Raw genomic sequence first — 25,741 nt, forward strand, 5'->3', positions numbered from 1 at the left:
CCTTCCTGAAACGGTTGTCGTTATTCTGGTGAGTCACGGCGGTATGGCTTACCGTGCCCAGACTGACGCGAAGCCGCCCGGCTGGCAAGCCAGACATAGCAGTGCGTCAGCACAATGTCTTTTTATGACCACGCTACGGGCGCCATGGTTCATTTGGTGCAAAACCATCAGCCCGCGACCGGCCATGGAAAAACGGCCAACCTGCCTGGCAGGTTGGCCGCACACTACCCGGTACGCGGACCCGAATCGGCATCCATCAGGCAAAGCGCAGGCCGCCACCTGCCACCTCTACCATCACCGTGGATTTAGGCGGGTATTTGCCCGCCAGTATGGCTTTGGCCAACGGGTTTTCGATCTCGCTCTGGATGGCGCGCTTCAGTGGCCGCGCGCCGTACACCGGGTCGAAACCGGCTTCGGCAATCAGCGCCAGTGCGTCGTCGCCTACCTGCAGGCTGATATCCAGCTTGGCCAGACGTGCCTCCAGCCGCTTTAGCTGGATACGCGCGATGGACTTTATCTGCGCCTCGCCCAGCGCGTGGAACACCACCAGCTCGTCGATACGGTTCACAAACTCGGGGCGGAAGTGCGACTTCACCTCGGCCATCACCGCCAGCTTGATGACCTGATAGTCGCTATCGGCCATGTTCTGGATGTGCTGGCTGCCCATATTGGACGTCATCACGATCACGGTATTCTTGAAGTCCACAGTGCGGCCCTGGCCATCGGTGAGGCGGCCGTCGTCCAGCACCTGCAACAGCACGTTGAACACATCCGGGTGGGCCTTTTCCACCTCGTCCAGCAGGATCACGCTGTAAGGCTTGCGGCGCACCTGCTCGGTGAGCATGCCGCCTTCCTCGTAGCCCACGTAGCCCGGTGGCGCACCGATCAGGCGCGATACCGAGTGCTTTTCCATGTACTCGGACATATCGATGCGGATCAGGTGCTCTTCGCTGTCAAACATGAAACCGGCCAGTGCCTTGCACAGCTCGGTCTTGCCCACGCCGGTGGGCCCCAGGAACAGGAAGCTGCCGTAAGGGCGGTTCGGGTCGGCCAGGCCGGAGCGCGAACGACGGATAGCGTCGGCCACCGCGGTTACCGCCTCGTTCTGCCCTACCACGCGCTGCTGTAGCACACTTTCCATCTGCAGCAGCTTGTCGCGCTCGCCGGTGAGCATCTTGCTCACCGGTATGCCAGTCATGCGCGACACCACCTCGGCGATTTCCTCGGCGCCGACCTGGGTACGCAGCAGGCGGTTCGGCTTGGCGTCGTCGCTACTGGCGGCCTCGGCGTCCTTCAGCCGGTTTTCCAGCTGCGGCAGCTGGCCGTACTGCAGCTCGGCCAGCTTTTGCCAGTCACCACGGCGCTTCAGCTCCTCGATTTCCAGTTTTACCTGCTCGATTTCTTCCTTGATCGCCTGGCTGCCCTGCTGGCTGGCTTTTTCGGCTTTCCAGATTTCTTCCAGATCGGCGTATTCGCGCGACAGGCTGTCGATTTCGTCCTCGATCAGCTGCAGGCGTTTGCGGGAGGCCTCGTCGCTCTCGCGTTTCACTGCCTCGCGCTCGATCTTGAGCTGGATCAGGCGGCGATCCAGCTTGTCCATTTCTTCCGGCTTGGAGTCCAGCTCCATCTTGATCTTGGATGCGGCCTCGTCGATCAGGTCGATGGCCTTGTCCGGCAGGAAGCGGTCGGTAATGTAGCGCTGGCTCAGCTCGGCGGCCGCCACGATGGCCGGGTCGGTAATGTCCACGCCGTGGTGGATTTCGTACTTTTCTTGCAGGCCGCGCAGGATGGCGATGGTGTCTTCCACCGACGGCTCGTTGACCATCACTTTCTGGAAACGGCGCTCCAGCGCGGCGTCTTTTTCGATGTACTTGCGGTACTCGTCCAGCGTGGTGGCACCCAGGCAGTGCAGCTCGCCGCGCGCCAGTGCCGGCTTCAGCATATTGCCGGCGTCCATCGCGCCATCGGCCTTGCCCGCGCCCACCATGGTGTGGATTTCGTCGATGAACAGGATGATGTTGCCTTCGTCCTTGGCCACATCGTTCAGCACCGCTTTCAGCCGCTCCTCGAACTCGCCGCGGAACTTGGCACCGGCAATCAGGCCGGCCATGTCCAGCACCAGCAGCTTCTTGTGCTTCAGGCTTTCCGGTACTTCGCCGTTCACAATGCGCTGCGCCAGCCCCTCCACAATGGCGGTCTTGCCCACGCCAGGCTCGCCGATCAGCACCGGGTTGTTCTTGGTACGCCGCTGCAGTACCTGGATGGCGCGGCGGATTTCGTCGTCGCGGCCGATCACCGGGTCCAGCTTGCCCATGCGCGCGCGCTCGGTCAGGTCCAGCGTGTATTTCTTCAAGGCCTCGCGCTGCTCTTCGGCGTCGGCGCTATCCACGCCATCGCCGCCGCGTACCGCGTCCACCGCCGCCACGATCGCCGACAGCTGGCCGCCGTGCTGTTTCAGCAGGCGCGCGGCTTCGCCTTTGTCTGCGGCCAACACCAGCAGGAACAGTTCGCTGGCAATAAACTGGTCGCCACGTTTGGTCGCCGCCTGGTCAGTGAGGTTCAGCAGCTTGCCCAGCTCGCGCGACACGGTGATGTCGCCATCGCCGCCGCTCACCTTTGGCAAACGCGCCACACTGTCGCGCAACGCACTTTTGAGTGCGCCGATATTGGTACCGGCACGCGCCAGCAGGCTGCCCACGCCGCTCTCGGCGTCGTCCAGCATGGCCAGCAGCAGGTGCTGCGGCTCGATGAAAGCATTATCCGAAGCCAGCGCCAGGCTCTGGGACTCGGCCAGGGCCTGCTGGAATTTGGTGGTGAGTTTGTCGAAACGCATGACAGCCTCCTTGGCAATGAAAATCCGATGCCATCTAGCTGGGGCGCAAGCCACTGCTTTTCAAGGTTCACATTGCCGGCTTTTTGCCTACCATCAAAGAGCAAGCCACGGTCAATAAAGCATGTCCTATCAAAACTGGGGGGCAATATGAAAATAAAACTACTGGCCATCACGCTGGCGCTGGGCTGTAGCAGCGCCATGGCAGACACCTCGGTGCTGGTTTTCGGTGCCTCGCATCACGGCAGCTGCGACGGCACGCGCTATAACTGCGACCTGAACAACAGCAACCCCGGCCTGGGCCTGGAGCTGGCCGAACCGCAAGTGGACTACAGCCTGTTTGTGCGTGGCGGCAGCTATCGCGACTCGCGGCGTGAAACGGCCTACTTTGTGGCCGGCGGCGGCCGCAAACACTGGGAAATCGGCGAAGACATCGTCGTAGGCGCCGGGCTGATGGTGGGCTACCTCAACGGCAGCGGCATGCACGGCCTGGCCGGGCTGCCCTTTGTTACCGTAGGGGGCAAGCTTTTGCAGCTGGAGATAGGCTATGTGCCGGAAATCCACTGGAAAGACCGCATGATGCCCGCCACCACCACCTTCAACCTGCGCTGGCAAATCGACTAGCAAACCCGCCAGACCGGCCGCGCCAAACGCGACCGGTTTTTTGCGCTGCCGCATAGGCGCTTTTATTGCAAGCAGGCATACTATGCACCATCTCGGATTCACCGCGTGCCCATGGCACCTGGCAACAGCATGACTTCACCTCTTTACCCTGCCCGTCTGGACTGGAGCACCGGTCTGCCAATGTCGGCCGACTACGGCGATGTGTACTTCTCGCGCGATAGCGGCCTGGCCGAAACCCGCCATGTATTTATCGACAACAACGATCTGCCGCAGCGTTTTGCCGCACTGCAAAACGGTGAGCTGTTTACCATAGGCGAAACCGGGTTTGGCACCGGGCTGAACTTTCTGATGGCGTGGCAGTGCTTTCTGGCCGACGCACCAGCAGGCGCACGGCTGGCCTTTGTCAGCACGGAAAAGCACCCGCTCTCCCCTGACGACATGCAGCGCGCGCTGGCCATGTGGCCAGCGTTGGCCGCAGAGGCCGGCGAGCTGCTGCAGCAATACCAGGCCATGGCACCGGGCTGGCACCGCTTTGTTCTGGCAGGCGGGCGCATTACGCTTACCCTGCTGGTAGGCGATGCACTTGCCACCCTGCCCGAACTGGACGCCAGCGTGGATGCGTGGTTCCTGGATGGCTTTGCCCCGTCACGCAACCCCGACATGTGGCAGCCGGCACTGTTCGAACAGCTGGCGCGCCTGAGCAAACCCGGCGCGACGCTGGCCACGTTTACCTGCGCCGGCGTGGTACGCCGTGGCCTGGCCGAGGCCGGCTTTGCCGTGCAAAAAGTCCCCGGCTTTGGCAGCAAACGGGAGATGACGCGTGGCCAGCTGGCCACCCCCGCCAGCAAAGGCTGGTCGGCACCCTGGTATGCACGCCCCAGTCTGCCCGAGCACCTGGAGCGCAGTGCCATTGTGGTAGGTGCCGGTATTGCCGGTGCCAGCATTGCCTACAGCCTGGCGATACGCGGCTGGCAGGTCACCGTGGTAGACCGCCATCCGGTGCCGGCCAACGAGGCCTCGGGCAACCCGCAAGGCGTGCTGTACACCAAGCTGTCGCCGCATTTCACCCCGCTCACCCAGCTGATTTTGTCCGGCTACAGTTACAGCCTGCGCACCCTGGCCAGCAGCCTGCCGCAAAGCGACGACACCTGGCGCCAGTGCGGTGTACTACAGCTGGCGCACAATGCCGAAGAAAGCAAACGCCAGCAAGGCCTGGGACTGGCGGGCCTGCCGCACGATATCCTGCACGCAGTGGACGCCGAGCAAGCCTCGCAGCTGGCTGGGCTACCCATCACGCAAGCAGGGCTGTATTTCCCGCAAGGTGGCTGGCTGCACCCGCCGGCGCTGGTACGCCGCCTGCTGGACCATCCCAACATCACCGTGCGCCTGGCCACCGCCATTACCGAGCTATCGCAAAACCCGGCCGACCATAGCTGGGTGGCCATAGGCAGTGATGGCCCACTGGCCATCGGCGGTATTGCCGTGCTGGCCACGGCCAACGAAACCGTGCAGTTCGACCCCACCTTCTACCTGCCGGTAAAACGCATCCGCGGCCAGGTATCGGTGGTTGCCGCCACCCCCGCCAGCAGCACGCTGAAAACCGTGCTGTGCGGTGAAGGCTATATTTCACCGCCGCGCAACGGCACGCACTGCATGGGCGCCACCTTCAAGTTTGATACCAGCGACACCCAGCCCTGCAACAGCGAACACCAGGAGAACCTGGACATGCTGGCGCAGATGGCTCCGGCACTGCACCAGGCGCTAGGCGGCGACAGCCTGGCGGCCAGCCAGTGCCATGGCCGCGCTGCGCTGCGCTGCACCAGCCCGGACTACCTGCCCATGTGCGGTGCCATTGTGGACCGCGAAGCCTTCAACGACCTGTACGCCCCTCTGGGCCGCGATGCGTCGCTGAAACTGAGCCAGGACGCCCCCGAGGTAACCGGCCTGTTTGTCAGCACCGCGCACGGCTCGCGCGGCATGGTTACGGCTCCGCTGTGCGGCGAGGTACTGGCCAGCCTGCTGGACAAGGAGCCGGCACCGCTGCCCAAGCCCATCATGGACGCCATCCACCCCAGCCGTTTCCTGATTCGCGACATCATTCGGCAGAAGCTGCGCGAACGCGACTGACCCCGTCTCGACCACAAAGCAAAAAGGCGCCGCTCATGTGAACGGCGCCTTTTTTATGGTGCAGCCTGCGTCAGGCATCGGCCCCCGCAGCGCGCAGCCGCTCGCGGATAGGCTCCGGGATGGACACCGACTTGCCCGCTTGATAATCCACCCACACCAGCGTCGCCTCGCCCACCGCGTACACGGTATTGTCGTCGCCAGCCAGGTAGAAGTGATGGCGTAGTGTCAGGCTGCTGCGGCCGACCTTGACCACCTCGCTGCTCACCATCACGGTAGCCGGGTAAGACAGCTCGCGCTTGTAGGTACAGCTGGTGCTGCCCAGCACCGGGCCGATGCCGGCCGGGTTGATGGGGTGGCCGATGCTGTCCAGCCATTCCACACGGATCTGCTCCATGTAGCGAAAATAATAGGTATTGTTCAGGTGCCCTACCGCGTCCATATCGCCCCAGCGCATGGTGATGGTACGGCGGTCCAGCAAAGGCAGTTTCTTGTCCATGGTGATCCTTTGTGTGCATTGCAGCATCATGATAGCGGCACACTTCCGTAAACGTAAGCCGGCTGCGCAAACGCACTGTTCGCACACCCCGCCCTGCTTGGGCTAAAATGCCAGCCCCTTACGCATGCACACGCCCATGGCCAAACTTTTTTACCGCTACGCGGCGATGAATAGCGGCAAGAGCACCCAGCTTTTGCAGATCGCCAACAACTACGAAACCATGGGCAAGGCCGTACGGCTGTACACCGCCGCCATCGACAACCGCTATGGCGTGGGCAAGATCACCTCGCGGCTGAATATCCAGCGCGACGCGCTGACCTACGACGACAGCTTTGATTTTCTGGCGCAGGACTACCAGGACATCGCCTGCGTGCTGATCGACGAGGCGCAGTTTCTCACCAGCCAGCAGGCGCAACAGCTGCACCGTTTGGCGCACACCCGCCACGTGCCGGTGATCTGTTTTGGCCTGCGCAGCGACTTCAAGGGCGAGCCCTTCCCGGGTGCCGCCTGGCTGCTATCGCTGGCAGAAGACATCGAAGAGATCAAGACCATCTGCACCTGTGGCCGCAAAGCCACCATGCATATCCGCGTAGACGGCCAGGGCCAGCGCCTGCAAGAAGGGCCGCAAGTTGATATTGGTGACGACACGCGCTACCACGCCGTGTGTGCCAAATGCTTTTATCAGGGCTATGCCCAGGAAGACACACCATGAGCAAACCCCGCCACGGCGGCAGCAAGCCCGCCCCTGCCAGCACCGAGCGCCAGGCTGCCGACAAACGCCACGCCCGCGCCGAGGCCGCGTGCCATACCGTGCTGCAGCTGTTTGCCAGCCTGGAAGAAGACAACGCCTGGCAAGCCTGCGAAATGGCCATGAAATACGGGCAAATGGCCGCCGTTTACGCGCGCAAGATCCGCAATGGCCGCGTCATCAGCGCCCCGGACTTCAACGCCGCGGTGGAGGTATGCACCAGCGCCCGCCGCGCGCTGCGCAGCCTGGACGCCGAGCTGGTCTTTGCCGGCCACCCGCGCCAGGCCGAGCTGGCCGAGGCCGCCAGCGCCAGCTACCAGGTACTGCTGGACCATCACCAGCTGACCAAGGGCAAAGCCTGAGCCACGGCCAGCGCGCGGCCTGAGCTGCCCCGCAAAGCACAAGGCCACGGCATAGCCGTGGCCTTGTTGTTTTACTACGCCAGAGCCAGCAATCAGCCCGCCTGCGCCGCCTGCCACTGCGCATGAATGCGGCCAACCTCACCCAGCCAGCGCTGCTTGTCCTGCACTGGCAGCCAGCTGGCCTCGAAGCTGTTGTTCACCAGCTGTGCCACTTCTTCTGCCGTCAGGCCCAGTGCCTCGCGGCAGCATCCAGCTGCGCCTGCGCGGTGCGTACTTCGGCGCTAGATAGCAGGCCGAGGTAGCGCGGTGCAACGTAGCCGACCAGCAGACCTAGGATGGCGACGCGACCAGCAGATCCAGCAGGATGAAACCGCGTGGTGCTTGGGGTCGCCGGATATTATGGTTTGGCATAACGTGGGCAATCATGATTCAAAACAAACAGCCAAGGTTGGCCGCAAGGAGGTGATGGCGTGCCGCCAGCCTATTGGCGCGGTAAACGTTGGGCTTCATTTCATTCAGCCCAACCTACCGTGCTGCCCCCACGTAGTTTTCCAGCCGCCAAGCATGCGGGCTATTTGTGATAAGCGTCATCGCAGACTGAGAGAAACCGGCAACACCGCATAGCAATACACCAGCCAGAATATTCTTCGATCGACATTTCATGCTCTTACCTTTCGTGTCGCACCGCTCACACTCAACCATCAAGGTTGGCCGCAACGCGGTGATGGCATGCGGCCGGCTTTGTTGCACAAATCAGCCGTAGGTCGAACTACCCCAATCCCCAGACGGATTTATCCCATACGGACCGTTTGCGGCGTGCCCAGTGCTGTGAAGCGATTCAGAATCGCTGCACAGATTTGAAGCTCCGCTACTTGCCGGTCAAAGTCCCGTGACTTAACCCGATCTGCCAGCAATTTGAAACAGTGCATCTTCGTTTCGACCAAGCTGCGGCGATGGTAGCCACTCCACTTTTTCCAGAGCGCGCGCCCCAGATACTTCACCGCTCGTAGCGACTCATTGCGAGCCTGATTGCCCCGTAAATTCCCTTTCCAGAATTGGCCATTTCGACGTGGGGGAATGATGGCTGCCGCCCCACGCTCTGCAATCGCTGCGTAACATAGGCGTGTGTCGTACGCCCCATCCGTGGTGACGGTTACCAGTCCCTCTCCCGCCGGAATTTGCGATAGCAGCTCTGGCAGCATCGTGGCATCTCCAGTGCGATTGTCGGTCACTTCCATTGCCCGGATTTCCAGCGTTTGCGCATCTATGCCCAGATGCAGCTTGCGCCATTGGCGGCGGTAATCAGCGCCATGCTTTTTCACCTTCCACTCGCCTTCACCCATCATCTTGATGCCGGTGCTATCCACCAAGAGATGCAGACAACCTTGCTTTTTCTGTACCGGGATGCGGACTTGCAGGTCTTTCTGGCGGCGGGAAAGCGTGCTGAAGTCGGGGACGGCCCAGTCAAGGCCAGCCAGGCGCAACATACTTTCGACCATACCTGTGGCTTGCCGTAGCGCCAGGCCAAAGAGGCATTTGATGGTGAGACAGAACTGGATGGCAGCATCAGAAAAAGTTAGCTGCCGTCCCCGCCTGCCGGTAGCCGGTGCCAACCAGTTCATGCCTTTGTCGAGCCAGAGAAGGAGCTGCCCTCGTTGCTTGAGGGACTGGTTGTATGACTGCCAGTTGATGGTTTGGTACTTGGGAGGAAGGGGCTTGCTCATGCGGTCATTCTACCGGACGGACGCAAGCACTGATTTGTGCAACAAAGCCGATCGGCATAACTCAGCGGATTATTCCACGCATACCTGTAACGATTGAAATCCTGCATATCGCCTGGGGCGCTGATCTGCGGATCCGGGCTCAGGAAGCGCCCCAGTAGCGGATCGTAAATCCGCGCGTTCATGTTGATCAGACCCAGCTCGTCCAGGTGCTCGTGACCGGTGTAACCGCGGTCGGTCGTCTGGCCGACAATGCCCGGGTTGGCCGCGTCGGTCTGCCCGCTGGCGTAGCGGCGTTTGCCCCACGCGTCAAAGCCCAGGCTTTCCAGCAGCTGGCCGCTGCTGCCCATGATGGCCCGGTTGCTGCCCAGGTGGTCTTTGACCCAGTAGCGTTCTTCTTCTGCGGCCTGGCCGGCGGCCGGGTTGTCGCGTTTGACGACTTCGCCAATGACGTCGCCCAGGGCGGTGAGGTAGTGCTTGTGTTCAACTTTACCATCAGTGCCGATGGTTTTCTCGTAGAACAGGCCACTGCCTTTGCCGGGGTTGAAGTACAGCTGGGTGCCGTATTGGCTGGACACTGGCTTGATGCGCTCGTGTTCGGCGTCGTACCAGTATTCTTCGCGCCGCCCATAGCCTTCCAGGGTTTTGGGCAGGTTGTAGCTGGCCCAGCTGGCGAGGCGGTTTTCATTGCGAACCAGGGTGCCGTTGGCGTCGTAGTCGAAACCGCGCTCGATGCCGTCTACGCCTTTGAGGGCGGTCAGGGCATGGGGGCGTACCACGCCGGGGCCGCTGGCGGGGTAGCTGTAGCTGCCAACGCCGCTTTTGTAGGTGATGTTGCCCAGTTCGTCGTAGACGATGTCCTGGGTGCTGACCTAGTTGCCACCGCTGGCCTTGGTGAGGCGGTTCAACTCGTCGTAGCTGAAGTTTTCGTTGTACTGGTACGGGGTGCCGGCGGTGATCTTCAGGTTGCGCGTTTTGAGGTTGCCGACGCTGTCGTAGAGGTAACGTTCCTAGAAGGCGGCACCGGCATCGACGAGCTCGACCCGGTCGCGGTTGTTGTACACGCGGTTGACGGCGACGCTGCCGCCGGCAAACAGCTGGCGGGTGGCGCGCCCGGCGGCGTCGAGGCTATCGGCTTGCCAGTAGGTTTTACCGGTGGCCGCATTGCTGAGTCGTTGCGTCCGACCTGAGCGACCCCGCAAAAGCAAAGGCCACGGCATAGCCGTGGCCTTGTTGTTTTATGGAGCCAGAGCCGGCAATCAGCCCGCCTGCGCCGCCTGCCACTGCGCATGGATGCGGCCAACCTCACCCATCCAGCGCTGCTTGTCCTGCGCTGACAGCCAGCTGGCCTCGAAGCTGTTGTTCACCAGCTGTACCACTTCTTCTGCCGTCAGGCCCAGCGCCTCGCGGCAGGCGTAGAAGTTCTGGTTCAGGTAGCCGCCAAAGTAAGCCGGGTCGTCCGAATTCACCATGGCTGCCAGGCCGGCCTGCAGCATGCGGCGCAGCGGGTGCTGGCTCAGGTTTGGCGTGACCTGCAGGCGCTGGTTGGACAGCGGGCACACGGTAAGCGGCGTACGGTCTGCGGCCAACCTTTGCACCAGCGCCTCGTCCTCCAGGCTGCGTACGCCGTGGTCGATGCGGCATACCTGCAGCAAGTCCAGCGCCTCGAGCACATACGCCGCCGGGCCTTCTTCACCGGCGTGCGCCACGCAAGGCAAGCCCAGCGCGTGGCAACGGGCAAACAGGCGGGCAAACTTGGACGGCGGGTGGCCCAGCTCGCTGGAATCCAGCCCGAAGCCGTCAATGCCGGCCAGGAACGGCTCGGCCTGATCCAGCACCGCCATGCCGGCCTCTTCGCTGAGGTGGCGCAAAAAGCTCATGATCAGGCGCGAGCTCATGCCCCACTGCTCCTGGGCGGCGTCCAGCGCACGGCGAATGCCGTGGTAGACGGTGGCAAAGGCGATGCCGCGGTCGGTATGCGTTTGCGGGTCGAAGAAAATCTCGGTGTGCACGATGCGGTCGGCGTGCGCGCGTTCCAGGTAGGCCCAGGTCAGGTCGTAAAAATCCTGCTCGGTTTGCAGCACACCCGCACCGGCGTAGTACAGGTCCAGAAACGATTGCAGGCTGTCGAACTGGTAAGCGGCGCGCAGCGTGTCGATATCGGCGTACGGCAGCGTGATGCCGTTGCGGGCGGCCAGGGCAAACATCAGCTCCGGCTCCAGCGTGCCTTCAATGTGCAGGTGCAGCTCGGTTTTGGGCAGCGCCGCAATCAGCGCGTCTACGGGGTGGGTCATGGCGGGCTTTCTGCAAGGTTGGCCGCAGCGGGCGGCCGGGTCATTCGTGATAGCCCTGCCAGTGCCAGGCAGCAAAACAAAAAGCCCCGCGCTAATGCGCAGGGCTTTTTGATTCTGGCGGAGAGGGGGGGATTCGAACCCCCGTCAGGGTATTACCCTGAACACGCTTTCCAGGCGTGCGACTTAAGCCACTCATCCACCTCTCCAGAATGTGTTGCTGGCAGCTTGGGCTGCGGCAATCTCCGGCTGGGCGCAGATTGTAAATACTGGCGGAGAGGGGGGGATTCGAACCCCCGTCAGGGTATTACCCTGAACACGCTTTCCAGGCGTGCGACTTAAGCCACTCATCCACCTCTCCAGATGGCTCTCTTCGACCGGCCTTGCGGCGTTTTGTCGTCAGAGGCTGCGCATTCTAGTGAAGCCCCCCCGCCTTGGCAAGCTTTTTTACAAAAAAATGCATACTTGCCCTGCCCTGCGGCCAACTGGCCGTGCCTGCCAGCCACACCCGGCCCGGCCAAACCCTTGATCGCATTGCGCATTCCGGCGCAGGCTCGCACCCAGCAGCCAGCCTGCGCGGCTTCAGGTAGAATTGCGGCATTGCAAAACACACCCCGTGAAAACACGATGCGCATTGCCCTAGCCCAGTTCAACCCGGTTGTTGGCGACATCACCGGCAATACCCAGAAAATCCTGACCCTGGCCAAGCAAGCCATGGCGCAGGGGGCCGATATCCTGGTGACCCCCGAGCTGGCGCTGACCGGCTACAGCCCGGAAGACCTGCTACTGCGCGACCATTTCTATCGCGCCATTGCCGCCGGCCTGGACGAGCTGGAGCAGCTGGACGGCATTACGCTGGTGATTGGCCACCCGGCCAAGCTGGGCAACGAACGCTTTAACGCTGCCACCGTGCTGCGCGATGGCCACCGTCTAGGCCAGTACCACAAGATGCTGCTGCCCAATAACGAAGTCTTCGACGAGTGCCGCTACTTCACCCCCGGCGCGGCACCGCTGGTATTCGAACAAAACGGCGTGCAGGTCGGTGTGCTGATCTGCGAAGACGTCTGGTCTATCGAGCCGGCTGCCGAAGCCGCCGACGCCGGCGCCAATGTGATCGTGTCGCTGAACGCCTCGCCGTTCCACCGCAACAAGATCGACACCCGCCATGAAATGCTGCGCTACCGCGTGCAGGAAACCGGCCTGCCCATCGCCTACGTCAACCTCACCGGCGGCCAGGACGAACTGGTATTCGACGGCGGCTCGTTCGCGCTGGACAAACAGGGCGAGCTGGTGGCCCAGGCCGCTGCCTACGACGACGAGCTCCTGCTGCTGGACTACCAGGACGGCGACCTCGCCCCGGCCAGCCAGGCCACCCTGCCCGGCGAGCTGGAAAGCGCATACCGCGCGCTGGTGGTAGGCGTGCGCGACTACATCAACAAAAACGGCTTCCCCGGCGCACTGCTGGGCCTGTCCGGCGGTATCGACTCTGCGCTCACGCTGGCCATCGCGGTGGACGCGCTGGGCGCCGAGCACGTGCACGCGGTCATGATGCCGTCGCGCTACACCGCCGACATCAGCGTGGACGACAGCCGCGACATGGTGCAGCGCGTGGGCGTGAAGTACGACGAAATCGAAATCTGGCCGATGTACGAAAGCTTCATGGCCGCGCTGGCACCGTCGTTTGACGGCCTGGCCATGGACACCACCGAAGAAAACCTGCAGGCGCGCATTCGCGGCACCCTGCTGATGGCGCTGTCCAACAAAACCGGCAAGCTGGTGCTGACCACCGGCAACAAGTCGGAAATGACCACCGGCTACTGCACGCTGTACGGCGACATGGCCGGCGGCTTTGCCGTGCTGAAAGACGTGGCCAAAACCCTGGTATTCGAGCTGTGCCGCTGGCGCAACACCCAGGGCGACATCATCCCCGAGCGCATCATCACCCGCCCGCCGTCGGCCGAGCTGCGCCCGGACCAGAAAGACCAGGACAGCCTGCCGCCGTACGAGGTGCTGGACGCCATCATGGCGCGCTACGTGGAGCACAATATGTCGGCCGCCGAGATCATCCGCGACGGTTTTGCCGAAGCCGACGTCAACAAGGTGGTACGCCTGCTGAAGATCAACGAATACAAGCGCCGCCAGGCACCGGTGGGCCCGCGCATTACCCATCGCGGCTTCGGCAAGGACTGGCGCTACCCCATTACCAACCGCTTCAGTTAAGCCGCCGCTGCGGCCAACCTGCCAGGGTTGGCCGCACCTCGCTGGCGGCATGCACTGCCCGCCAGAGTGTTAAGCCTTGTTAAGCAGTGCGAATCCCCCGCCGCGCAGGCGGTCACACTGCCAGGACCCCACACAAGGAACACCATGAAGATCATCGCCAGCACCCTGCTCTGCCTTGCCCTGGCCGCACCGGCCCACGCCGCCGCCATTGCCCAGCTCAAACAGTTTGTCAGCAGCACCAAAACCCTGTCTGCCAGCTTCAGCCAGACCGTCAGCAGCAAAGGCAAGCAGGAAACCGCCAGCGGCATCATGGAGCTGCAACGCCCCGGCAAACTGCGCTGGGCGTATAGCAAGCCGTTCGAGCAGCTGATCGTGGGCGACGGCAACACGCTGTGGATCTACGACAAAGAGCTGGCACAAATCACCAAGCGCAAGCAGGCCGGCGCACTGGGCAGCAGCCCGGCCGCCCTGCTGGCCGGCAGCAACGCCATCGAGCGCGACTACCTGCTGCGCGAAATGGGCAAACAGGGTGATGTTGAGTGGCTGGCTGCCAGCCCCAAAAAAGCCGACAACACCTTTGAGTCCATCAAAATGGGTTTCAGCAACAACCAGCTGGTGGAAATGGAGCTGAGCGACAGCTTTGGCAACCAGACCCGCATCCGCTTTAGCGACATCAAGAAAAACCCGGCACTGCCTGCGGCCAACTTCAGCTTTACCCCGCCCAAGGGCGTAGACCTGGTCAGCGAGTAAGCGATGGACCTGTTTGCACGCGAGCCGCACAAGCCACTGGCCGAGGCGCTGCGCCCCACCACACTGGACGACGTGATAGGCCAGCAGCACCTGATCGGCCCCGGCAAACCGCTGCGCATGGCTATCGAGGCGCAAGTACCGCACAGCATGATGCTGTGGGGGCCGCCCGGCGTGGGCAAAACCACGCTGGCGCGCATTCTGGCCAATGCCTTCGATGCCGATTTCATTCCGCTATCGGCCGTACTGTCCGGCGTCAAAGACATTCGCGAAGCGGTAGAACGCGCCCACGCTACGCTGCAGCGCAGCGGGCGGCGCACCATCCTGTTTGTGGACGAAGTCCACCGCTTCAACAAAAGCCAGCAGGATGCGTTTTTGCCGTTTGTGGAATCCGGCCTGCTTACCTTCATTGGCGCCACCACGGAAAACCCCTCGTTCGAGGTAAACGCCGCGCTACTGTCGCGCGCCCAGGTGTACGTGCTGAAGTCGCTGGCCACCGACGAGCTACAGGCGCTGTTCGAGCGGGCTGCGGCCAACGGTGCGCTGGACGGCCTGAGCTTTGACGACGACGCCCGCGCCGCCCTCACCGGCTACGCCGACGGCGACGCACGCCGCTTCCTGAACCTGCTGGAACAAACCCGCACCGCTGCGCTGGCACGCAAAACCGCCCGCATCGACAGCGCCTTCCTGGCCGAAGTACTCAGCGTTAACGCCCGCCGTTTCGACAAAGGTGGCGACGCCTTCTACGACCAGATTTCGGCACTGCACAAATCGGTACGCGGCTCCAACCCCGACGCCGCGCTGTACTGGCTGACACGCATGCTGGACGGCGGTGCCGACCCGCGCTACCTGGCGCGGCGCATCGTGCGCATGGCGTGGGAAGACATCGGCCTGGCCGACCCGCGCGCCATGCAGATCGCCAACGACGCCGCCACCACCTACGAGCGCCTGGGCAGCCCCGAGGGCGAGCTGGCGCTGGGCCAGGCGGTGATCTACCTGGCCATAGCGGCCAAGAGCAATGCCGGCTACATGGCGTATAATGCTGCCCGTGCTTTCGTGGCAGGCGACAGCTCGCGCCCGGTACCGGTACACTTGCGCAATGCGCCTACCCGGCTGATGAAAGAGCTGGGCTACGGCCACGAATACCGCTACGCCCACGACGAGCCGCACGCGTATGCGGCGGGCGAAACCTATATGCCGGAAGGCCTGGAAGATGTGCGCTGGTATGAGCCGGTGCCGCGCGGGCTGGAGGGCAAGATTGCCGACAAGCTGGCCTTTTTACGCCAGCTGGATGACGAAGCCAATACCAAGAAACAGGACTGAAACATGCTGGACATTCAACTGCTGCGCAGCAATATCGAAGAAGTGGCGGCCCGCCTGGCCGCCCGTGGCTACACCCTGGAAGCAGACGCTTTCAACAGCCTGGAAGCCGAACGCAAATCCCTGCAAACCCGCATGCAGGACCTGCAATCCCAGCGCAACAGCAGCTCCAAGCAGATTGGCATTGCCAAGAAAAACGGCGAAGACGTGTCCGCCATCATGGCGCAGGTTGCCTCGCTGGGTGACGAGCTGAAGGCCGCCGAAGACGCCTTCGCCGCGGTACAAAGCCGCCTGGACAACTGGCTGCTCACCATCCCCAACCTGCCGCACGAGTCGGTACCGGCGGGTGAAGACGAGAGCGGCAACGTGGAAGTGCGCCGCTGGGGCACCCCGCGCAGCTTTGATTTCGACATCAAGGACCACGTCGACGTGGGCGCCCCGCTGGGCCTGGACTTCGAAACCGGCGCCAAGCTGTCCGGCGCACGCTTTACCGTGCTGCGCGCCGACATCGCCCGCCTGCACCGCGCGCTGGCGCAGTTCATGCTGAACACCCATACCGAACAACACGGCTACAGCGAAACCTACACCCCGTACATCGTCAACAGCGACGTGCTGTACGGCACCGGCCAGCTGCCGAAGTTTGCCGAAGACATGTTCCGCGTCGAGCGTGGTGGCGAAGCTGCCGCCCAGGCGCAGTACCTGATCTCCACCTCGGAAATCACCATGACCAATATGGTGCGCGAGTCGGTACTGAAACACGACGAGCTGCCGCTGAAGTTTACCGCCCACTCGCCTTGCTTCCGCTCCGAAGCCGGCGCCTACGGCCGTGACACTCGCGGCCTGATCCGCCAGCACCAGTTCGACAAGGTGGAAATGGTACAAATCGCCCACCCCGAGCACTCGTTTGCCGCGCTGGACGAAATGGTGGGCCACGCCGAAGTCATCCTGCAGCAGCTGGGCCTGCCGTACCGCGTGATGGCGCTGTGCAGCGGCGACATGGGCTTTGGCGCCCACAAGACCTTCGACCTGGAAGTGTGGCTGCCAGCGCAGAACACCTACCGCGAGATCAGCTCCTGCTCCAATATGGGCGACTTCCAGGCGCGCCGCATGATGGCCCGCTTCAAGGACGCCGATGGCAAAAACCGCTACGTACACACCCTGAACGGCTCCGGCCTGGCAGTGGGCCGTACACTGGTAGCAGTACTGGAGAACTACCAGAACGCAGACGGCAGCGTCACCATCCCGGAAGTGCTGCGCCCGTACATGGGTGGCCGCGACAAGATCGGCGGCTAAGCCCCATCCGCACAGGGTTGGCCGCATGCGGCCAACCTGGCAAACAAAAAGCCGATGCATATGCATCGGCTTTTTGTTTGCCAGCCACAACGCAGGCTCAGTGCGCCAGCTCGGCCTGCAACATGCTACGGAAAGCTTCGGCTGGCATAGGCTTGCCAAACAGGTAGCCCTGCGCCATGTGGCAGCCCTCGGCTTGCAGGAAGTCACGGTGCGCAGCTAGCTCCACCCCCTCCGCCACAATAGACAAGCCCAGGCTGCGGCCCATGGAAATAATGGCCGAGGCGATGGCGGCGTCGTCACGGTCGTGATCCAGGTCCTTGATGAAGGAACGGTCGATCTTCAACACCTGCACCGGCAAGCGCTTGAGGTAGGCCAGCGAGGAGTAGCCGGTACCGAAATCGTCAATCGCCAGCGTGACACCGATATCGCGCAAGCCTTCCAGCGCTTTCATCACCTCCACGTCGGTATCCATCGCCGTGCTCTCGGTCATCTCCAGCTCCAGGCAGGACGCCGGCAAGCCGGTATCAGCCAGTATCTCGCGCACGCTATCCACGATCTGGCCAAACTTGAGCTGCCGCCCGGACAGGTTGACCGCCACCTTGCCCTCAAAACCGAACTCGTCCAGCAGCGTCTTGCTGAAACGGCAGGCCTCTTGCAACACCCAGCTACCCAGCGGCACGATCAGCGCACACTCTTCCGCCACCGGGATAAATTCGGCAGGCGGCACCATGCCCATCTCCGGATTGTGCCAGCGTATCAGCGCCTCCATGCCCACCAGGCGGCCACTGGCCACCTCTACCTTGGGCTGGTACCACACCTGGAATTCCTGCTTCATCAGCGCGCGGTGCAGGCTGTACTCCAGCTTTAGACGCGCCATGGCGCTGGCGTTCATATCGGCGGTGTAGAACTGGAAGGTATTCTTGCCGCGGCTCTTGGCACGGTACATGGCGGCATCGGCATTCACCAGCAGGCTTTCTGCGGTATTGCCATCGTCAGGGAACATGGCAATACCCAGGCTGGCAGACACGAATACCTTGTTACCCGCCCCCAGCACCACCTCGCCGGTGATGCTTTCCAGCATGGTTTGCGCCAGGCTGGCAACGGCATTCGGCTGCGCGATACCAGACAGCAGCACGGTAAATTCGTCGCCCGCCAGGCGGGCGGCCACCGCCCCGGCAGGCAGCTGGTTCTGGATCCGGCAGGCTATCTTGACCAATAGCTCGTCGCCGGCCTGGTGACCCAGGGTGTCATTGATGAGCTTGAAACGGTCCAGGTCAATAAAGATCAGCGCCAGCCGCTGCGTTTGCTCCAGCGCACGCTCTACCGCCAGCTGCAGCTTTTCGCCAAACAGCGTGCGGTTGGGCAGCCCGGTCAACGCGTCGTGGTTGGCCAGAAAATGCAGGCGCTCTTCTGCCTGCTTGCGCTGGGTAATGTCGGTAAACACCGCCACGTAGTGCCGCGCCCCGCCGTGGCCGTCGGGTATGGCGGTGATCGTCAGGTGCTCGGTATACAGCAGGCCACTTTTACGGCGGTTAACCACCTCGCCCTGCCACATGCCCTGCTGCTTGAGCTGGCCCCACATACGCTGGTAAAAGTCATCGCCCTGGCGGCCGGACTTGAGCAGCGCAGGCGTCTGCCCGACTGCCTCGTCCCGCGTATACCCGGTAATCCGGCTGAAAGCAGGGTTGACCGACTGGATAATGCCGTTCTGGTCGGTGATCAAAATGCCTTCCATAGTGGACTCGAACACCTTGTCCGCCAGTTGCAGGCTCTCACGCGAGCGCAGCAGCGCTTCGTCGCGTTCGCGCAGCACGGCGCGCAGCTCGGACAAATACTCCTGCTCGATGGACGCCAGAATGTCCGCCATGCTGATGATGGCCAAGAGCTTGCCGTCGTCAGCCACTACACCCAGGTGGCGGATCTGGTATTCCATGAATACCTTGCGCGCCGCCAGCAAGGTCAGCGTGGCCGGCACCGAACGCAAGGGGTAGCTGGCCAGGTCGGCCGCGCAGCGCGTTTCGTCCGGCTGCGCCAGAAAACGCACCATGTCACGGCGCGTGATAATGCCCCAGCTGCCATCGGGGTAACGCACCGCCAGCGCTTCTACCGAAAAGTCCCGCATGCACTGCATGACTTCTGCCGCCGGCGCTTCGGCGTAGATCACCACCAGCGACTCGCGCGCCAGGCTATCGAGCCGCTTCATGCGCAGGAACAGCTCGGCGTCCTGATTGAGCAGAATATCCGTAGCCGACACCACGCCCACCATCTTGCCGTGTTCATCACGCACGATCAGGTGGCGTACATTGTTTTCCATCAGCACGCGCGTCGCGTCCTGCAGCGGGCAATCCAATGCAATACCCAGCACCGGCGAGCTCATCATGCTGCCCATACTCTGGCTGGCCATATCGTCCTGGCGCAAGTCCAGCTTGATCGCGTCGGTTTCGGTCCAGATCCCTACCGGCTCGCCGGACTCGTCCACCACCACAATCGACCCGCACAAAGCGTCACACATGGCGCGCGCCGCCTCGGCCACCGACAGGGTGGGCGGGCAACACAGGACATTCCGGGACACAATGCTTTCAACGGTATGCGATAGGGACACGCCAGGCTCCAGAGGACAACATATAAGTAAATATCTATTTACAGTTTAACAGCTCATTTGAAAGCTATTGCAAAGAAAAATCCAGAAAGATACCAGTTTGGCCACGCCGGGGTGACCGGCCACCGGCATCAGGCCCTTTCTTCTCTGATTCGCGTAAATATTACAGCATCTTATCAAAAATGCCGCACGCATCCACAGATACATCATTTATATCCGGCGCACGGAAAAACCCTTCACCTTCTGGCCAAAACTGCCGATAAAGCAGATGCCTATCCGTATATTCTGACTGGAGCCATCATGGACATCAGCAGCATCAGCAGCCGCCCGGCCTTGCCTGCCAGCGTGCCTGCCAATACCAAAACACAGGCCAGTGCCGACACCAGCCCCGGCGAAGCCCAGGAAAAAGTAGAACTGGGCCAACGCCAGCTGGACGAGGCCCAAACCTACGGCGACCCACGCAAAACCGCAGCCAAAGACAAGCCGGACCTGCAAAGCATGCTGGACGAATCAAACCGCAAGGTAGACGAGTTCATGCAATTGCTCGGTGGCATGGTGGAAAAACAAGGCCTGGAATGGAGCAAGCTGGTCAGCGGCGAGCAGAAGCTCAGCGCCGACGCCGAAACCATTGCCAAGGCCAAAGAAGCCGTGTCCGAGGACGGTGAATTCGGCGTGCGCAAGACCGCCGAGCGCATTTTGACTTTTGCCAAGATGGGTATAGGTGATGACCCGGAAAAACTGGCCACGTTCCGCAAGGCGGTAGAGAAAGGCTTTGACGACGCCGCCAAAATGCTGGGCGGCAAGCTGCCACAGATCAGCGAAGACACCCGCAAGGTGATCATGGCCGAGTTCGACCGCTGGGAAAAAGAAGGTATCCCGACTGGCGACGCCGTCAGCCTGAAAAAAGCCGACAGCGCCGACACCGGCAAAGCACAAACCAGCATCAACACCAGCGCCTGACGCCACCCGGCACCAAGCCAACCAGCCCGCCTAGGCGGGCTTTTTGCTGCCTGCGCTCTGTTATACTGCCGCCTTGTCGAATTTTGCTCTTTAAGCCCGCATGACCACCCCCACCCTGCCCGAACTCAAAGCCGCCCTCTCCACCTGCCTGCTGCGCGACCGCCACATCCTGAAACGCAAGCTGCAGGACGCCGAACAACGCGTGCGCAAGCAGCAGCCTGCCGACAAGCTGCTGGCCGACATCGCCGCGCAAGTTGCCCGCTCCGCCAGCCGCGCCGCCGTACGCGCCGAGCACCTGCCGCGGCCAACGTTTGACGACGCACTGCCGGTCAACCAGAAGCTGGACGATATCAAGGCAGCGATTGCGGCCAACCAGGTGGTGATCATTTGCGGCGAAACCGGCTCCGGCAAAACCACGCAGCTACCCAAGATCTGCCTGGAGCTGGGCCGTGGCGTGTACGGGCTGATCGGCCATACCCAGCCGCGCAGGTTGGCCGCACGCTCGGTGGCCACGCGCATCGCACAGGAACTGGGCAGCGAGCTGGGCACCCATGTGGGTTTCAAGGTGCGCTTTAACGACAAGCAGTCCGAGCGCAACGTCATCAAGCTGATGACCGACGGTATCCTGCTGGCCGAAACGCAGACCGACCGCTACCTGAGCAACTACGACACCATCATCATCGACGAGGCGCACGAACGCAGCCTCAACATCGACTTTCTGCTGGGCTACCTCAAGCAGCTGCTGCCACGCCGCCCCGACCTGAAAGTGATCATCACCTCGGCCACCATCGACGCCGACCGCTTTGCCCGCCACTTTAACAACGCGCCAGTGATAGAAGTGTCCGGCCGTACCTACCCGGTAGAGGTGCGCTATCGCCCACTGAAGCAGCGCGACGAGGACGAGCGTGAAATGGAGATGGAAGACGCCATCGTGGAGGCGGTGTCCGAAATCTCGCGCCACGGTGCTGGCGATATTCTGGTGTTTCTGCCCGGCGAGCGCGAAATCCGCGACACCGCCGACAAGCTGCGCCGCAGCGGCATCCGCCATTACGAGATCCTGCCGCTGTTTGCCCGCCTGTCCAACGAAGACCAGCAGAAAATCTTCAAGCCATCCGGCGGGCGCCGCATCGTGCTGGCCACCAACGTGGCGGAAACCTCGCTCACCGTGCCGGGCATCAAATACGTGATCGATACCGGCCTGGCGCGTATCAAGCGTTACAGCCCGCGCGCCAAGGTAGAACAGCTGCAGGTAGAGAAAATCTCGCAGGCGGCGGCGCGCCAGCGCGCTGGCCGTTGCGGCCGTGTCGAGGCCGGTATTTGCGTACGCCTGTACGACGAGGCCGACTTCAACGCCCGCAGCGCATTTACCGACCCGGAAATCGTGCGCAGCAGCCTGGCAGCGGTGATCCTGCGCATGGCTGCGCTGCAGCTGGGCGTGGTTGACCAGTTCCCCTTTATCGAGCCGCCGTCCAGCCGACTGATTGCCGACGGCTACCAGGTACTGCAAGAGCTGGGCGCGGTGGACGAACAGCTGACGCTCACCGCTGTGGGCAAAGAGCTGGCACGCATTCCGGTGGACCCCAAGGTTGGCCGCATGTTGCTGGCCGGCCGCGACTTTGGTTGCGTGCGCGAGGTATTGATCATCGCTGCCGGCCTGTCGATACAAGACCCGCGCGAGCGGCCGTTCGAAGCCCGCGAGGCAGCCGACCGCGCACACACGCGCTTTAACGACGAGAAGTCCGATTTCCTGTCCTGGCTGCACCTGTGGGACTTCTTTGCCGACGCGCTGGCCAACAAGCAAAGCAACCGCCAGCTGGTGAACCTGTGCCACGAGCACTTTTTGTCGCACCTGCGCATGCGCGAGTGGCGCGAGCTGCACGCCCAGCTGGTGGACATTGCCGCCGAGATGGGCCTGATCGACAAGGACAAGGCCCACGCCCCGGCCCCGGTCCAGGCCAACCTGGAAACCAGCGCCAAGAAACGCGCCCAGGCCGACACCGTGGCGTACGAAAGGCTGCACAAGGCGCTGCTGACCGGCCTGATCGGCAATATCGGCATGAAGTCGCAGGAAAGCGACGACTACACCAGCGCCCGCGGTGGCAGCTTTCTGGTATTCCCCGGTACCGGCCTGAAAAAATTGCGCCCCAAATGGGTGGTCGTGGCCGAGCTGGTAGAAACCACCAAGCTGTACGGCCGCTGCGTAGCCAAGATCGAGCCGGAATGGGTGGAAGCCGTGGCGCCGCACCTGATCCGCCTGCATCACTTCGAGCCGCACTGGGAAAAAGCCCGTGGCGAAGTGGTGGCCAGCGAGCGGGTGACGCTGTTCGGCCTGACGCTGATTGCACGCCGTCCGGTGAGCTACGGCCGCATTGCCCCCGAAGAAGCGCGCGAGTTGTTTATCCGCGGCGCATTGGTAGCCATGGAATACGTGAGCAACGCGCCGTTCTTCCAGCGCAACCAGCAGCTGATCCGCGAAGTGGAGCAGCTGGAGCACAAGGCGCGCCGCCAGGACGTGCTGGTGGACGAAGAGGCGTTGTACGCTTTTTACGCCGAACGCATTGCCAGCGACGTGGTAGACGCCGCCAGCTTTGAGGCGTGGCGCAAAACCGCCGAGCAGGCCAACCCGAAAGTGCTGTTCCTCACCCGCGAGGAGCTGATGCGCCATGCCGCCGAGCACGTGTCGGAAAACCAGTTCCCCGAGTGGCGCGAGCTGGCAGAAAGCCGCTGCCGCCTGCGCTACCGCTTCGAGCCCAATCACCCGCTGGACGGCGTCACCATCGACCTGCCGCTGGCGGTGCTCAATACCTTGCAGCCAGCCGAGTTCGAATGGCTGGTGCCGGGCATGATCCGCGAAAAACTGCAGACCATGATCAAAGGCCTGCCCAAGCAGCTACGCCGCAGCTGCGTGCCGGTACCCGACTTTGTCACCCAGTTTCTGCTGACCGAACCGGACACCGCCAAGCCGATCGGCCCGCAGCTGGCGCACTTCATCCTGCGCCATACCGGCGGCGTAAAAGTAGAGCCTCTGGCCTTTGATGCCATCGAGCTGCCAGCGCACTTGCTGTTCAACTTCCGCATTGTGGACGATGGCAAGCAGGAAATCGGCATGGGCCGCGACCTCCTGGCGCTGCAAAAGCAGTTTGGCCAGGCGGCACAGCTGACCTTCCGTGACACCAGCGCCGAATTCGAGCGCGACCACGTAGAAGCGTGGGACTTTGGCGAGCTGCCGCAGGCGATACAGTTTGCCCGTGGCCGCCAGCAGCTTACCGGCTTTCCGGCACTGACCATCGAAACCGACGCCAAGGGCGAGCACGTAGCTATCCGTCTGTTCGACACCGAGGGTGCGGCCAACGTAGCGCACCGCAAAGGGGTAATCCGCCTGCTGCAGTACCAGCTCAAAGAGCATATGAAGCAGATGAACAAGGGCCTGCCGGGCATGACGCAGCTGGGCCTGCAGCTGCGCAATGTGTGCAATGTGGACGAGCTGCTGCAGGACGCCATCGCCGCTATCTGCGACCGTGCCTTTATCGGCGACGACGACGTGCCGCGCACAGAGAAGGCGTTTAATGATCAGAAAGCCCGCGCCCGCACCCGTCTGCCAGCTGTCACACAGGCGGTAACCGGCTACCTGAACCAGATTGCCGCCGAGTACGGGCTGCTCAGCGCCAAACTGCAAAAACACAAACTGGGTTTCGAACTGAAACAGCAGCTGGAACGCCTGGTGTACAAAGGCTTTCTGTACGCCACACCATGGAGCCAGCTGCCCCACCTGCCTCGCTATATGAAGGCAATGAGTTTGCGCATGGATAAACAGCCGACCAACGCCCAGCGCGATGGCCAGCGCGGCGCCGAAATCCGCGAGCTATGGGCGCGCTGGGAAGCCCGCATGGCAGAAGAAGCCGAACGCGGCCAACCTTCGCCGCAGCTGCAGGCCTTCCGCTGGCATATCGAGGAGCTGCGTGTGGGCCTGTTTGCACAAGAGCTGAAAACGCCGTACCCGGTGTCCGGCAAGCGCCTGGAAAAGCTGTGGAGCGAGCTGCCACGCGGCATCTAAGCCCCGAACTGCCTCGGCACCATGCCGTGGCAGACTAAAAACAGCACCTCGGTACAGGCTGGCCGGCTTTATTGCCATGCTTGCCAGCCACCGTAACCGATTTGTGCCAGAATTCTGCATAAGCTCATTCGCGTCTGCCCATCATGCAAAGCACAGAACACAAAGCGCCCCTCGATAGCATCCTGAAGGTAGGTGAAACCCTGCCGGCCGACATTTATGCGGCCAACGGGCTGCTGCTATTGCGCAAGGGGCACTATGTGCTGAACGAAAAGCAGCGCGAACGGCTGGTGGCCCTGGGTATGACCCACCCGGCCAGCGCGCTACCGCCGGTTGAAAGCGATCTTGCCCGTATCAGTGGCGAATTCAGCCCGTTTGAAGAAATCCAGTATGCCGCGCGCCACCTGGACTACCTGCTGGGCGCAGGCCTGTCGGCACGCGGCTTCGAGCAGCGTGTGCGGGCGCTGGCCAACCGCCTGATTGCCTTTACCGAAAAAGCCCCGGATGGCATGCTGGCCTCGCTGTTACTGGTGCCACTGGCAAAATACTCGTCAGCGCACAGTATTCACGTTGGCATCATCCTGGCGGTGCTGACCCGCAGGCTGTCGCTGGAGCAGCCCGAACGCAATAGCCTGATCTCGGCGGCGCTCACCATGAACCTGTCCATTGCCAGCCTGATGGACGAGCTGCACCACCAAAGCAGCCCGCTAAGCCAGGAACAGCGCAACCTGATAGAAGGCCACCCGCTGCTATCGTCCGCCATGTTGCGCGAGCTGGGCATTACAGACGAGTTATGGCATTTACTGGTACAGACCCACCATGAAAAATGGGACGGCAAAGGCTACCCTTACCGGCTGGACAAAGAAAACATCGAGTCGCTGTCTCACCTGCTGCACCTGGCCGACGTCACCGCCGCCAAGCTGGTGCCGCGCACTTACCGCTCGGCCATGAAACCCAATACCGCGCTGGCGCAAATCTTCATGGAAGCGAATGCGCTGTTTGACTACCGCTTCACCTCATTGCTGGTGAAAGAGCTGGGCATCTATCCGCCGGGCAGTTTTGTACAGCTGGCAAACCAGGAAATGGGCGTGGTTCTCAGCCGGCGCGAACGTGCCGATGAACCCTGCGTAGCCGTGCTGCGACGCAACGATGGTGCGCCGTACAACAAACCACAGCTGCGCGAGGCTAGCGCGCACGAGTACCGCATCCTGCAAGCCATTGACCAGAAACAGATTGGCATTCGCCCGCAATATCTGGCCAGCCTCTGGGCAAGGCATCGATCTGGAAGCTCGACTTATAAATGAGCCAACAAGTGATACACTGTATTTATATGCGCAACTCGTAAAACCATA

18 protein-coding genes and 2 tRNA genes are annotated in these 25,741 nt (G+C 62.2%); 11 read left to right on the plus strand and 9 right to left on the minus strand.

From position 1 onward, the window contains the following. Positions 1 to 256: 256 nt before the first annotated feature. Positions 257 to 2,833: an ATP-dependent chaperone ClpB gene (gene clpB, locus LCH97_RS05655; RefSeq protein WP_227303957.1), complete on the minus strand. Its 2,577-nt coding sequence runs from the start codon at positions 2,831 to 2,833 to the stop codon at positions 257 to 259. A 147-nt stretch (positions 2,834 to 2,980) separates the two neighbouring features. Here clpB and LCH97_RS05660 point away from each other — a divergent pair, with 147 nt between their 5' ends. Both LCH97_RS05660 and mnmC read left to right on the plus strand, forming a co-directional pair. After that, on the plus strand, positions 2,981 to 3,454 hold the full coding sequence (locus LCH97_RS05660; RefSeq protein ID WP_227303958.1) for a hypothetical protein: 474 nt from the start codon (positions 2,981 to 2,983) through the stop codon (positions 3,452 to 3,454). Between the two features lie 129 nt (positions 3,455 to 3,583). Next, a complete protein-coding gene (mnmC, locus tag LCH97_RS05665; RefSeq protein ID WP_227303959.1) occupies positions 3,584 to 5,581 on the plus strand; it encodes a bifunctional tRNA (5-methylaminomethyl-2-thiouridine)(34)-methyltransferase MnmD/FAD-dependent 5-carboxymethylaminomethyl-2-thiouridine(34) oxidoreductase MnmC in 1,998 nt (665 codons plus the stop codon). A 70-nt stretch (positions 5,582 to 5,651) separates the two neighbouring features. Here the strand turns inward: mnmC and LCH97_RS05670 are convergent, their stop codons facing one another. Then, complete coding sequence (locus LCH97_RS05670; RefSeq protein WP_227303960.1) at positions 5,652 to 6,077, minus strand: thioesterase family protein; 426 nt, start codon at positions 6,075 to 6,077, stop codon at positions 5,652 to 5,654. 136 nt (positions 6,078 to 6,213) lie between these two features. Between LCH97_RS05670 and LCH97_RS05675 the strand changes: the two genes are divergently transcribed. Both LCH97_RS05675 and LCH97_RS05680 read left to right on the plus strand, forming a co-directional pair. Beyond that, on the plus strand, positions 6,214 to 6,789 hold the full coding sequence (locus LCH97_RS05675; protein WP_227303961.1) for a thymidine kinase: 576 nt from the start codon (positions 6,214 to 6,216) through the stop codon (positions 6,787 to 6,789). Continuing rightward, positions 6,786 to 7,187 carry a hypothetical protein gene (locus LCH97_RS05680; RefSeq protein WP_227303962.1) on the plus strand — a complete coding sequence of 134 codons (402 nt, stop codon included), beginning with the start codon at positions 6,786 to 6,788 and terminating at the stop codon, positions 7,185 to 7,187. The genes LCH97_RS05675 and LCH97_RS05680 overlap by 4 nt, the downstream gene beginning before the upstream one ends. 791 nt (positions 7,188 to 7,978) lie before the next feature. Here LCH97_RS05680 and LCH97_RS05685 read toward each other — a convergent pair. From LCH97_RS05685 to LCH97_RS05710, 6 genes are all read right to left on the minus strand, one after another. Beyond that, entirely contained in the window at positions 7,979 to 8,911 is a 933-nt protein-coding gene (locus tag LCH97_RS05685) for an IS5 family transposase (protein WP_227301451.1), read from the minus strand. After that, positions 8,908 to 9,687 carry an RHS repeat domain-containing protein gene (locus LCH97_RS05690; protein WP_227303963.1) on the minus strand — a complete coding sequence of 260 codons (780 nt, stop codon included), beginning with the start codon at positions 9,685 to 9,687 and terminating at the stop codon, positions 8,908 to 8,910. The genes LCH97_RS05685 and LCH97_RS05690 overlap by 4 nt, the downstream gene beginning before the upstream one ends. A 231-nt stretch (positions 9,688 to 9,918) precedes the next feature. Beyond that, a complete protein-coding gene (locus LCH97_RS05695) occupies positions 9,919 to 10,110 on the minus strand; it encodes a hypothetical protein (RefSeq protein ID WP_227303965.1) in 192 nt (63 codons plus the stop codon). Positions 10,111 to 10,167: 57 nt separating this feature from the next. Continuing rightward, positions 10,168 to 11,202 (minus strand): adenosine deaminase, encoded by a 1,035-nt coding sequence (locus tag LCH97_RS05700; protein ID WP_227303967.1) that lies wholly within the window; start codon positions 11,200 to 11,202, stop codon positions 10,168 to 10,170. 115 nt (positions 11,203 to 11,317) lie between these two features. Continuing rightward, a tRNA-Ser gene (locus LCH97_RS05705) sits at positions 11,318 to 11,408 on the minus strand. A gap of 61 nt (positions 11,409 to 11,469) precedes the next feature. Next, a tRNA-Ser gene (locus tag LCH97_RS05710) sits at positions 11,470 to 11,560 on the minus strand. A gap of 266 nt (positions 11,561 to 11,826) precedes the next feature. Here LCH97_RS05710 and LCH97_RS05715 point away from each other — a divergent pair. The 4 genes from LCH97_RS05715 (at position 11,827) to serS (ending at position 16,779) form a co-directional block, all read left to right on the plus strand. Then, complete coding sequence (locus tag LCH97_RS05715) at positions 11,827 to 13,419, plus strand: NAD+ synthase (RefSeq protein ID WP_227303969.1); 1,593 nt, start codon at positions 11,827 to 11,829, stop codon at positions 13,417 to 13,419. Positions 13,420 to 13,563: 144 nt separating this feature from the next. Beyond that, entirely contained in the window at positions 13,564 to 14,169 is a 606-nt protein-coding gene (gene lolA / locus LCH97_RS05720) for an outer membrane lipoprotein chaperone LolA (RefSeq protein ID WP_227303971.1), read from the plus strand. A gap of 3 nt (positions 14,170 to 14,172) precedes the next feature. Then, on the plus strand, positions 14,173 to 15,489 hold the full coding sequence (locus tag LCH97_RS05725; protein WP_227303973.1) for a replication-associated recombination protein A: 1,317 nt from the start codon (positions 14,173 to 14,175) through the stop codon (positions 15,487 to 15,489). Between the two features lie 3 nt (positions 15,490 to 15,492). Then, positions 15,493 to 16,779, plus strand: coding sequence for a serine--tRNA ligase (gene serS / locus LCH97_RS05730; protein ID WP_227303975.1), 1,287 nt, complete (start codon positions 15,493 to 15,495; stop codon positions 16,777 to 16,779). A 97-nt stretch (positions 16,780 to 16,876) separates the two neighbouring features. Here the strand turns inward: serS and LCH97_RS05735 are convergent, their stop codons facing one another. After that, a complete protein-coding gene (locus LCH97_RS05735) occupies positions 16,877 to 19,351 on the minus strand; it encodes an EAL domain-containing protein (protein WP_255619294.1) in 2,475 nt (824 codons plus the stop codon). 327 nt (positions 19,352 to 19,678) lie between these two features. On the opposite strand from LCH97_RS05735, the gene LCH97_RS05740 reads away from it, so the two are divergent. The 3 genes from LCH97_RS05740 (at position 19,679) to LCH97_RS05750 (ending at position 25,693) form a co-directional block, all read left to right on the plus strand. Continuing rightward, the gene (locus LCH97_RS05740) at positions 19,679 to 20,338 is read left to right on the plus strand and encodes a hypothetical protein (protein ID WP_227303980.1); all 660 of its coding nucleotides are present in this window, start codon (positions 19,679 to 19,681) and stop codon (positions 20,336 to 20,338) included. Between the two features lie 100 nt (positions 20,339 to 20,438). Beyond that, complete coding sequence (gene hrpA, locus LCH97_RS05745; protein ID WP_227303982.1) at positions 20,439 to 24,392, plus strand: ATP-dependent RNA helicase HrpA; 3,954 nt, start codon at positions 20,439 to 20,441, stop codon at positions 24,390 to 24,392. A gap of 143 nt (positions 24,393 to 24,535) precedes the next feature. Next, a complete protein-coding gene (locus LCH97_RS05750; RefSeq protein WP_227303984.1) occupies positions 24,536 to 25,693 on the plus strand; it encodes an HD-GYP domain-containing protein in 1,158 nt (385 codons plus the stop codon). Positions 25,694 to 25,741 lie beyond the last annotated feature (48 nt).

This window comes from Vogesella sp. XCS3 (assembly GCF_020616155.1).
GTDB lineage: Bacteria > Pseudomonadota > Gammaproteobacteria > Burkholderiales > Chromobacteriaceae > Vogesella.